Genomic DNA, 10,587 nt, shown 5'->3' with positions numbered 1-10,587 from the left:
TGCTGGGCGGTTTGGTAGAGCCACTGCGGCGGGATGTCGGGCGCATCGGTTTCTAGCACGATGGCGCTCAAGGGCAACTCACGGGCCAGCCGGCGCAGTTGCAAAGACCGTTCATAGGTGAGCGTGCCGCCAAAGCCGAGCGCAAAGCCCATGTCCACAAAAGCCTGCGCCTGCTGGGCACTGCCATTGAAAGCGTGGGCAATGCCCGAGACCACCGGGCACTGGCGCAAGCCTTTGAGCAAAAGATCAGCCGATCGGCGCACATGCAAGACCACGGGCAGGCCGTGCTTTTGGGCCAGTTTGAGTTGCGCGGTGTAGAAAAACCATTGGCGCTCGCGCATCTTGGGCGTGCACAGTTCGGGCACAAAAAAGTCCAGCCCGATTTCGCCCACCGCCACCAACCTCGGGTCGCCTGCGCGTTCGTACAAGGCTTGGTCCAGCGCCAGCAAGTCAGCCTCTTGGGCCTGCGGCACATACAGCGGGTGAATGCCCAAAGCGTAAGCGTCGCCATGCCGCTCGGCCAGTTTCGCCACCTCGGCCCAGTGGGGGGCGTGCACCGCCGGGATCACGCAGCGCGCCACGCCGGCTTGGCGTGCTGCTTGGCGCACCGCGTCGCGGTCAGCGTCAAACTCGGCCGCGTCCAGGTGGCAGTGCGTGTCGATCCACATGCCGCTGTACTGGATCAAACAGGCGCTTGCAACACGCCCTTGACCAAATGCAATTGCCGGTCGCAACGCTCTGCCAGGGCCTGGTCGTGCGTGACCACCACAAAGGCGGTGCCGCGTTCGCGGGCCAGTTGCAGCATCAGCGCAAACACGCCGTCGGCGGTTTCGCGGTCCAGGTTGCCGGTGGGCTCGTCGGCCAACACACAGGCCGGGTCGTTCACCAAAGCGCGGGCCAGGGCCACACGCTGGCGCTCGCCGCCCGACAACTCTGCAGGCCGGTGGTGCAGGCGCTCACCCAGACCCACGCGTTGCAACCAGCCCGTGGCCACAACGGCAGATTCGACGCGGTCCTGCCTGCGAATCCACAGCGGCATGGCCACGTTGTCCAGCGCGCTGAACTCGGGCAGCAAGTGGTGGAACTGGTAGACAAAGCCCAGGTAGCGGTTGCGCCACTGGCCTTGCTCGGCCGCGCTCAGGGCCGACAGCAATTGGCCTTTGAGCTGCACCGAGCCTTGGGTTGGGGCGTCCAGCCCGCCCAGCAAATGCAGCAAGGTGCTCTTGCCCGAGCCCGAAGCGCCCACGATGGCCAAGGTTTCTCCAGCATGAACCTGCAGGTCCACGCCTTGCAAAACGGTGACATCCAGACGGCCTTCGGTGAAACGCTTGGTCAGGCCCTGGGCCTGCAGCACAGTGCCCACGTTTTGGGTGTTATTCATAGCGCAGTGCCTCCGCCGGGTTGACCTGGCTGGCGCGCCAGCTGGGGTAGATCGTGGCCACAAAAGCCAGCACCAGGGAGATGATGGCCACCGGCCAGATGTCGCTGGCCAGCGGCTCGCTGGGCATGCGGCTGATCAGGTAAATGTCGCGCGGCAAAAAGCTGGCGTTGAAAAGCGTCTCCAGCGCGGGCACGATCACGTCGATGTTGAAAGCCACCAGAAGGCCTAGCGCCAAGCCACTCATGGTGCCGATCACGCCCACCGTGGCGCCCTGCACCACAAAAATACCCATGATGCTGCGCGGGCTGGCCCCCAGCGTGCGCAAGATCGCGATGTCCGCGCGCTTGTCGGTCACCGTCATCACCAAGGTGCTGACCAAATTGAAAGCAGCCACCGCCACGATCAGGGTGAGGATGATGAACATCATGCGTTTTTCCACCTGCACGGCAGCAAACCAGGTTCGGTTTTGCTGCGTCCAGTCGCGCACAAAAAACTGCGGCCCTAAATCCAGCTGCAGGTCACGCGCCACCTCCCGCGCCAGGTGCAAATCGCGCAACTTCAGGCGCACACCGCTGGGGCCATCCAGTCGGAACATGCGGGCCGCGTCCTCAACGTGCATCAGCGCCAACGCCGAGTCGTATTCATAGTGCCCTGAAGAAAACGTGCCCACCACGCCCATTTGCTTCATGCGCGGCAATACGCCCGCAGGGGTCACTTGGCCCGACGGCGAGACCAGCGTCACCGGATCGCCGCTCTGCAAGAACATGTTGTTGGCCAAATCGCGGCCCAGCACCAGGCTGAACGCCCCCGGCTGCAGGCGCTGCAGCACGCCGGCTTGCGTGTCGTTCGACAGATCGCTGACCTCGGGCTCCAGCGCCGGGTCGATGCCGCGCACCAGCACGCCCTTCATGTCCTCGCCCCGCGCCAGCAAAGCCTGCGCGGTGATGAAGGGGGCCGCGCCCTGCACCTGCGGGTTGGCCTTCAGGCGGGCCAACAAGGCGGGCAAATCGGCCACCGCTGCGCCATCGGCCGCGTACACCTCGATGTGTGAGACCACGCCCAGCATGCGGTCACGCACCTCTTTTTGAAAGCCATTCATCACGCTCAGCACGATGATGAGCGCGGCCACGCCCAGGCCAATGCCCATCATGGACACCCCGGAAATGAAGGAAATGAAGCCGTTTCGCCGCGTGGCACGGCCGGCACGCGTGTAGCGCCAGCCCAGCGCCAGCTCGTAAGGGATGTTTTTGAAAAAAGACATAGGGGTGTATTGTGCCGTGCAGCCCTTGGGGCCTGCGACAATCGTCCCCCATGCACCTGATCATTCCCTATGCGGCCAGCCATGCCCTGAACGGCCCCGAGGTTTGGGCTGGCTTGCAACTGCCACAACTGCAGACCTTGCTCGGCCTGATGCTGCGCCAGCAAGTGCTGCAAGACCCTGAAACCGCTCTGCTGCACTTGCCGCACGAACGCCTGCACGCCCAGGCTCTGGGATGGCCCCCTGCGGCCACCGCCCTGCCCTGGGCCGCTTGGCATCAATCGCAACAAGGCCTCCCCCGCAATGCGCCCCAAGCCTGGATGACGCCCTGCCACTGGCAAGTCGGCATGGACCAAGTGGTGATGGCCGACCCAGCGCATTTGCACCTGTCGGACGAAGAGTCGCAGTCACTGCTGCAAGCCATGCAACCGTTTTTGCAAGAAGACGGCTTGCAAGTGACGTGGCACAGCGCTTTGCTGTGGCACGCCCAAGGGGCGATGCTGGCCGATTTGCCCACCCCATCGCTCGACCGGGTGATCGGCCAAAACGTCAAAGACTGGCTGCCCGACCACCCCGCTGCCCGACCGCTGCAACGCCTGCAAAGCGAGATGCAGATGCTGCTGTACAACCACCCGGTGAACGACGCCCGCGATGCGCGCAAGCAATACACCGTCAACGCCTTTTGGCTGCACGGCGCGGGCACACTGCCCATCAGTGGCCCGGTGTCTGCACCGCCCTCAGTGACCGTTTCAACCACCTTGCGATCGGCCGCCTTGCACGGCCAAGTGCAGGCCTGGCAACAAGCTTGGCAGCAACTCGATGCCACGGCCGTGGCCGACTTGCTGCAGCACGTCAAAACCACCGGCCAAGGCACGCTCAGCCTGTGCAGCGAACACACGGCCCACACCTACACCGCCGCGCCTGCGGCTTGGCACCAGCGGATCACCCGCCTGTTTAAAAAAACCTCCCCTGCAGCGGCACTCCAAGCCCTGATTGCCTCCTGAACTCTCCTTGAAGCCCCCATGAATTTGCTCACCCGAGATGTGCCCCCCCGCAGCGCCTGGGCGCTGGAACAAGCGGGCATCCACCCGCTGCTGGCCCGCCTGTATGCCGCACGCGGCGTGTTGTCCAAAGACGAACTCGACGACGCCCTGAACCTGCTGCTGCCCCCGGCCAGCATGCTGGGCACCCAGGAAGCGGCCAAGTTGTTGGCCGATGCCATCGCGCAAAACAAGCGCCTGTGCATCGTGGCCGATTACGACTGCGACGGCGCGACCGCCTGCGCCGTGGGCGTGCGCGGCCTGCGCATGCTGGGTGCGCGCAACGTGAGCTATCTGGTGCCCGACCGGGTGGTGGACGGCTACGGCCTGACCCCCCCCATTGCCGAGCGTGTGCACGCACAAGGGGCCGATGTGTTGATCACCGTGGACAACGGCATCGCCAGTGTGGCGGGCGTGCAAGCGGCGCAAGCGCTGGGCCTGCAGGTGCTGGTGACCGACCACCATTTGCCGGGGAGTGAGTTGCCCACGGCCGAAGTCATCGTCAACCCCAACCAACCCGGCTGCAGCTTCACCAGCAAATCCATCGCCGGTGTGGGCGTGATGTTTTATGTGCTGCTGGCCCTGCGCGCCGAGTTGCGCCAACGCGGCGTGTTTGACGCCAGCACCCAGCCGAGATTGGACGCCCTGCTGCCCTTGGTGGCACTGGGCACCGTGGCCGACGTGGTCAAGCTCGATGCGAACAACCGCCGCCTGGTGGCGCAAGGCCTGCGCCGCGTGCGAGCGGGTGCATTGCCCCCCGGCATGTCGGCGCTGATGCGAGCGGCCAGCCGCGAAACGGCCAAGGCCACGACGTTTGACTTTGGCTTTGCCCTGGGGCCACGCATCAACGCCGCTGGCCGCCTGGCCGACATGACGCTGGGCATCGAATGCCTGTTGACCGACGACGCGGGCCGCGCCGACGAGTTGGCCAAGCAGCTGGATGCGATCAACCGCGAGCGCCGCGTGATCGAGGGCGACATGCGCGAGATGGCCATGGAAATGGCCGAGTCGTTGTTTGACGAAGGCGATGAACCGCCGCCCGCTATTTGTGTGTTTGATCCGGATTTTCACGAAGGCGTGGTCGGCATCGTGGCCTCGCGCATCAAGGACAAACTGCACCGCCCCACGTTCGTGTTTGCGGCCAGCAGCGCGCCGGGCAAGGCGCACGAACTCAAAGGTTCAGGCCGCTCGATTGCGGGATTCCATTTGCGCGATGCGCTCGACCTGGTGGCCAAGCGCGCCCCGGGCGTGCTGCTGCGCTTTGGCGGGCACGCCATGGCGGCGGGCTGCACCATTGCCGAAGAACACCTCGAAGTGTTTGAGGAAACGCTCAATCAGGTGGCCATGGAATGGTTGGACGCCGCCACGCTGCAACGCCGCCTGGAGACCGACGGCCCGCTGCCTGCCGAATACCGCCGGGTGGATTTGGTGGACATGCTGCACCACGAGGTCTGGGGCCAGGGCTTTGCGCCGCCCGTGTTTTGTGAAGAGATCGAGATCGTGTCGCAGCGCCTGGTGGGCGAAAAACACCTGTCGCTCAAGATGAAACACCAAGGCCAGCCGGTGGACGGCATCTGGTTTGGCCGCACCGAGCCGCTGCCTGCGCGGGTGAAGCTGGCTTATCGGCTGGACGCCGACGAGTGGCAGGGGCAAAAGCGGGTGCGGTTTTTGGTGGAAGGCGCGGAGATTTGACCCTCAATGCTTGGTGGCGACCTTGGCCTGCAAGGCGTTGAGCACCGGAGTCGATACCAAACCCGACACATCACCGCCGAGCTTGGCGATTTCGCGCACCAAGGTGCTGCTGATGTGCTGCACATGGGCGCTGGTGTGCAGAAACACCGTGTCGATTTCCGGGGCCAAATGGCGGTTCATGCCCGACATTTGGGTTTCATAGTCGTAGTCGGTCACCGAGCGCAGACCGCGCACGATCACTTGGGCGTTTTGCGAACGTACAAACTCGACGATCAGGCCATCAAACGGCAGCGCCTTCACGTTCGGGCAATCGGCCAGCGCGGCCTGCGTCAAGGCCACGCGCTCGTCCAGGCTGAACACGGTTTTTTTGTGGTGCGCCACAGCCACGGCAATGATGACCTGGTCAAACATTTGGGCAGCACGGCGGATCGCGTCTTCATGGCCCAGCGTGAGCGGGTCAAAGGTGCCCGAATAAACAGCTGTGACAACAGCGGTCACAGGGGTGTTGGCAGATCGGCTCATGGCGTGTCTCCTTCAAAAGGGATGGCAATAGAGGTGGGTACAGATTCAGGGCTGACCCGTTGCAACAAGTGCGCATGCACTGCGCCCGCCTTCAGGTGGCGCTCGCATTGCAAGCCCAAAGCACCCAGCGCCTCGGCAGGCCAGGCCACAGGCGCTTCCAGGTAAATCCAGCCCCCCACAGGCACGGCCCGGGCGGCGGCTTTCAAAGCGGGCTCAAACCAGGGGCCATCAAAAGGCGGGTCGATGAAGACCAGGTCCACACTGCCCGCAGGCACACGGCCCAACGTGCTCACGGCGTCGCCGCGCTGCACACTGACCATGCTGGCTTTCAGGCGGGTGGCGTTGTCTTGTATATCGCGCACCAGCACGGCGTCTTGCTCGACCATCAGCACATGGGCCGCGCCACGCGATGCAGCCTCCAGGCCCAGCACGCCCGTGCCCGCAAACGCGTCCACGCAGCGCCAACCGCTCAGGTCCTGGCCCAGCCAATTGAACAAGGTCTCGCGCACCCGGTCGGGTGTGGGGCGCAAGCCCGGTTTATCGATCACCTTCAGGCGGGTGCGTCGCCACTGCCCGCCGATGATGCGGATCTCATGCGACGACGGGCCTTTGGGTACCGGGTTCTTCGGTTTTTTGGCGGCAGCGTGACGGGCTGCGCCGCTCAGTGGTGGACGTTTTGGGGGGACTGATGGCATAGCTTGCGAGTGTAAAGGCCCAAAGCCTTGAAACCCGTCTTGTCTTTCAGGGTTGGCCACCCACCACCACGGTGACCATGCTTTCAGGCTGCAAGACCCGGGACATGGCGCGTTGAATATCGGCGGCGGTCACGCGCTCAATTTGCCGCGTCCAGTTGCTCAGGTAGTCCAGCGGCAGCCGGTTCCAGGCGATGTTGGCCACGTTGTCCAGCAGCTTGCGGTTGCTGTCGATGCGCAGCGCAAAGCCGCCCACCAGGTTGGACTTGGCCGCTTGCAATTCGGCCTCGGTCGGGCCCTGGCGCACAAAGTTTTGCACCACCTCTTGGGCCACGGCCACCGCTTGTGTGGCTTGGTCAGGGCGGGTTTGCAGGCCCACCGTGAAAGCCCCGGCGTGCAGGCCTGGCGCAAAACCGCTGTAAACGCTGTAACTCAGGCCGCGTTTTTCGCGCACCTGCTCGGTCAGGCGCGAGACAAAACCACCACCGCCCAAAATGTGGTTGCCCACCAGCAGAGCAAAAAAGTCGGGGTCGGTGCGTTTGTAGCCGGGCTGGCCGATCAGCACATGGGCCTGGGCCGAATCGAAGGGCAAGTTCAGGTTCTGTGCGGCGGCCAAGGGGGGCACTTCGGGCACAGGCGGCAAGCTGGGGCAGCCTGATTCGCGGGGCCACTGCGCCAGCAAGCGCTGCACCATGGCGTCGGCTTGGGCGCGGGTCAAAGCACCCACCACACTCACCGTGGCGCGGCAGGCCCGAAAAGCCTGGGCATGCAGATTTTTCAGGTCTTGCACGCCGATGCGCGAGAGGGTCTCGGGTGTGGCCCGAAAACCGTAGGGGTGCGCGCCGTACACCGCCTGCGCAAAACGGTGCTGCACCACCGTGCCGGGCTTGGTCAGCGATTCGCGGATGGAGGCACTGATGCGTTCGCGGTCACGCAGCCACACGGCCTCGGGAAAAGCCGGGTGCGCCATTTGTCGTGCGGCCAAAGCCACCGCTTGGTCCAGCAAGTCCGGGTAGCTCAGGCTGCGCAGGCCAAAGCTCATGCGGTCACCGCCCGCACTGCCCCCAAAGCTGGCGCCCAAGTCAGCCCAGGCTTCTCCGATCTGGTTTTCGTCCAGGGCTTGGGGGTACGGGCCTTGTCCTTGGGGTTCGGCGCGGGTGCCGTTCGCCATTTGCCCCGCCATGACCGAGGCCAGGCCCGCCTGCGCCGCCGGATCGCGGCGGCTGCCTGCGTCGATGTCAATTTGCACATCGACCATGGGAATGGCGTGGCTCTCAACCAGGAACACGCGCGCACCGCTGGGCTGGGTCCAATGTTGAATGGGCAAGGACGCGTGCGCCCAACCCACCGCGCCCCAGCAGGCCAGCACCAAAGCTGAACGGCGCAAAGCCCGTGCGGTCATGGACAAGGAGGGCATCAAGAACATGGGGGGTGTGACTTTCATGGGATGAGCGCGGTTCAATGTCGGGCACCTGGCGCGGCGCGGCGTGCACGGGGCTGGCCCGACAAAGGCTGAGGCAGCAAGGTGGCCACGGTCAGGTTGTCGTCACCAAAATACTTTTGCGCCACGGCCTGCACCTGAGCGGGCGTGACTTGCCGCAAGCGGGCGATCAGCTGCGCCCCGTAGTCGGGCGGCAGGCCCAGCGTCCAGGCCACGCCCAGCTCGCGGGCTTGGTTGAAGACCGAATCGAGCTTGTAGATTTCGCTGGCCACCCATTGGGTTTTGACGCGCTGCAGCTCGGCGTCGTTCACGCCCTCGGTGGCCACGCGCTGCACTTGTGCGCGCAAGGCAGCTTCGAGTGCTTGTGGTGTTTGGCCTTTGGCAGGCACGCCTTCGAGATAAAAGAATTGCGGACCCCGGCCCATGAGGCCGTTGTACGCCCCGGCGCTGTCGGCCAGGCGGTTTTCGCCCTGCGTCAGGGCGCGGTCCAGGCGCGCGCCGCTGTAACCATCGAGCACAGCCGCCAGCACGGTCAAGGCCAGGGCATCGTCATGCTCGGGGGAGGCCGCCAGACTAGCCAAGCGCGGCACCTTGAAGGCCAGGGCCACATACGACTGCTCGGCCGGGGCCTTGAACGCCAGGCGGCGCAGGCCTTGCTGCGCGGGCTCGTCCCGGGGTTTGCGCTCAGGCACCGCGCGGGTTGGGATGCTGCCGTAATACTTGTCGGCCAGCGCCTTGACTTGCAGCGGGTCCACATCGCCCGCCACCACCACCACCGCGTTGGCCGGGGTGTACCACTTGCGGTAAAAGTCGCGGGCGTCTTGTGGTTTCATGGCCTCCAGATCGCTCATCCAGCCCACGATGGGGCGGCGGTAGGGCGAAGCCGACAAAGCGGTGGCCGAGAGCATTTCGTGCAACTGGGCACGGGGGTTGTCGTCGGTGCGCAGGCGCCGCTCTTCTTTCACCACCTCCAACTCTTTGGCAAACTCTGCATCGGGCCACTGGTTGTTGGCAAAACGGTCCGACTCCAGACGCATCACGGCTTCGAGTTGGTTGGAGGGGATTTGCTGGAAGTAACCAGTGTAGTCCTTGGCGGTGAAAGCGTTTTCTCGCCCGCCCAGTGCCGCCACGCGGCGCGAAAACTCGCCCGGAGCCAATGTGGGCGTGCCTTTGAACAACATGTGCTCCAACACATGGGCCACGCCGCTGGTGCCATCCACTTCGTCCATGGAACCCACACGCAGCCACACCATGTGCACCGCGGTGGGGGCACGCCGGTCGGGTTTGACCCACAGAGCCATGCCGTTGGCCAAGGTGAAGGTGTGCACCTGGGCCGCGCTGGCTGCTGGGGCCTGGCCTGTGGGTTGTGGGGCCTGCGCCGTGGCGCTGAAGCTGCTGACCAGCAGGGCTGATGCCAGCGAAAGTCCCAAGAGAAAGTTCGGTTTCATAGAATGCATGATCCTTGAAATCCACGACATGTTCAGTTTCTTCAAAAAAAAATCCCCCCCGGTCGAGGTGCCATCGCCTCCCGCAACGCCTGCGCGCCCTTTGTCACAACCTGCCGCACCCACGCCGACGCCCACGCCCACGCCCGCGCAGCCTGAACCCGCGCCCACCCCAGCCGCCCGCCAGGGCTGGATGGATCGCCTGAAAGCGGGTCTGCGCAAAACCGGCTCCAGCATCACCACCGTCTTCACCGGCACGCGCATCGACGACGAACTGTACGAAGAGCTGGAAACCGCGCTGCTGGTGGCCGACACCGGTGTCAAGGCCACGGAATATTTGCTGCAAGACCTCAAGCGCCGCGTCAAAGAGGCCAAGGCCACCGAGCCGTCGCAGGTCAAAACCTTGCTGGCCGATGCCATCACCGACTTGCTGACGCCCCTGCAAAAGCCCCTGAGCATTGGCGACCATAAGCCCACCGTGATCATGGTGGCGGGCGTGAACGGCGCAGGCAAAACCACGTCCATTGGCAAACTGACCAAGCACTTGTCCGACGAGGGCCTGAGCGTGCTGCTGGCTGCGGCCGACACCTTCCGTGCTGCGGCCAAAGAGCAACTGGCGGTTTGGGCCACCCGCAACACGGTGGAGATCGTCAGCCAACAAGGCGGCGACCCGGCCGCTGTGAGCTTTGACGCGGTGAGCGCGGGCCGCGCCCGGGGCCGCGATGTGGTGCTGGTCGACACGGCAGGCCGCCTGCCCACCCAAACGCATCTGATGGAAGAGCTCAAAAAGATCAAGCGCGTGGTGCAAAAGGCCGATGGCACGGCACCGCACGAGGTGCTGCTGGTGATCGACGGCAACACCGGTCAAAACGCGCTGGCCCAGGTGCGCGCCTTTGATGACACGCTGGGCCTCACGGGCCTGATCGTGACCAAGCTGGACGGCACCGCCAAAGGCGGCGTGCTGTGCGCCATTGCCCGCGAAAAGCCAATTCCGGTGTACTTCATCGGCGTGGGCGAGAAGCTGGAAGACCTGGAAACCTTCAACGCCCGCGAGTTTGCCCAGGCCCTTTTGAGCTGAACACCCCGGTTGGCACCGTGGCCCAGCGCACAGACGGA

10 protein-coding genes are annotated in these 10,587 nt (G+C 64.6%); 3 read left to right on the top strand and 7 right to left on the bottom strand.

Going from position 1 to position 10,587, the window contains the following annotated elements; genetic code table 11:
- From ACIQ47_RS01520 to ACIQ47_RS01510, 3 genes are all read right to left on the bottom strand, one after another.
- Nucleotides 1–668: TatD family hydrolase (locus ACIQ47_RS01520; protein ID WP_396436506.1), on the bottom strand; the 668-nt coding region annotated here is incomplete at its 3' end.
- Nucleotides 669–682: 14 nt separating this feature from the next.
- Nucleotides 683–1,381, bottom strand: a complete 699-nt coding sequence (gene lolD / locus ACIQ47_RS01515; protein ID WP_396436503.1) for a lipoprotein-releasing ABC transporter ATP-binding protein LolD — start codon at nt 1,379–1,381, stop codon at nt 683–685.
- Entirely contained in the window at nt 1,374–2,642 is a 1,269-nt protein-coding gene (locus tag ACIQ47_RS01510) for a lipoprotein-releasing ABC transporter permease subunit (protein ID WP_396436502.1), read from the bottom strand. Before ACIQ47_RS01510 ends, lolD begins: the two co-directional genes overlap by 8 nt.
- 50 nt (nt 2,643–2,692) lie before the next feature.
- Here ACIQ47_RS01510 and ACIQ47_RS01505 point away from each other — a divergent pair, with 50 nt between their 5' ends.
- Both ACIQ47_RS01505 and recJ read left to right on the top strand, forming a co-directional pair.
- The gene (locus tag ACIQ47_RS01505) at nt 2,693–3,643 is read left to right on the top strand and encodes a hypothetical protein (RefSeq protein WP_396429653.1); all 951 of its coding nucleotides are present in this window, start codon (nt 2,693–2,695) and stop codon (nt 3,641–3,643) included.
- Between the two features lie 18 nt (nt 3,644–3,661).
- Nucleotides 3,662–5,371 carry a single-stranded-DNA-specific exonuclease RecJ gene (recJ, locus tag ACIQ47_RS01500; RefSeq protein ID WP_396436501.1) on the top strand — a complete coding sequence of 570 codons (1,710 nt, stop codon included), beginning with the start codon at nt 3,662–3,664 and terminating at the stop codon, nt 5,369–5,371.
- Nucleotides 5,372–5,374: 3 nt separating this feature from the next.
- Here recJ and coaD read toward each other — a convergent pair whose 3' ends face one another.
- Genes coaD through ACIQ47_RS01480 form a run of 4 tightly spaced genes read right to left on the bottom strand, consistent with a single transcriptional unit; the run spans nt 5,375 to nt 9,474 of the window.
- Entirely contained in the window at nt 5,375–5,893 is a 519-nt protein-coding gene (coaD, locus tag ACIQ47_RS01495) for a pantetheine-phosphate adenylyltransferase (protein WP_296290985.1), read from the bottom strand.
- Nucleotides 5,890–6,588 (bottom strand): 16S rRNA (guanine(966)-N(2))-methyltransferase RsmD, encoded by a 699-nt coding sequence (gene rsmD / locus ACIQ47_RS01490; protein ID WP_296290986.1) that lies wholly within the window; start codon nt 6,586–6,588, stop codon nt 5,890–5,892. Before rsmD ends, coaD begins: the two co-directional genes overlap by 4 nt.
- 46 nt (nt 6,589–6,634) lie before the next feature.
- Nucleotides 6,635–8,002, bottom strand: a complete 1,368-nt coding sequence (locus tag ACIQ47_RS01485) for a M16 family metallopeptidase (RefSeq protein WP_396436505.1) — start codon at nt 8,000–8,002, stop codon at nt 6,635–6,637.
- Nucleotides 8,003–8,043: 41 nt separating this feature from the next.
- A complete protein-coding gene (locus ACIQ47_RS01480) occupies nt 8,044–9,474 on the bottom strand; it encodes a M16 family metallopeptidase (protein WP_396436500.1) in 1,431 nt (476 codons plus the stop codon).
- Nucleotides 9,475–9,502: 28 nt separating this feature from the next.
- On the opposite strand from ACIQ47_RS01480, the gene ftsY reads away from it, so the two are divergent.
- Nucleotides 9,503–10,549, top strand: a complete 1,047-nt coding sequence (gene ftsY, locus ACIQ47_RS01475) for a signal recognition particle-docking protein FtsY (RefSeq protein ID WP_396436504.1) — start codon at nt 9,503–9,505, stop codon at nt 10,547–10,549.
- Nucleotides 10,550–10,587: the final 38 nt, after the last annotated feature.

Source organism: Limnohabitans sp. (genome assembly GCF_044373035.1).
Classification (GTDB): domain Bacteria; phylum Pseudomonadota; class Gammaproteobacteria; order Burkholderiales; family Burkholderiaceae_C; genus Limnohabitans_A.
The sequence above is the reverse complement of the archived record's forward strand: the minus strand, read 5'-3'. Positions and strand labels throughout refer to the sequence as shown.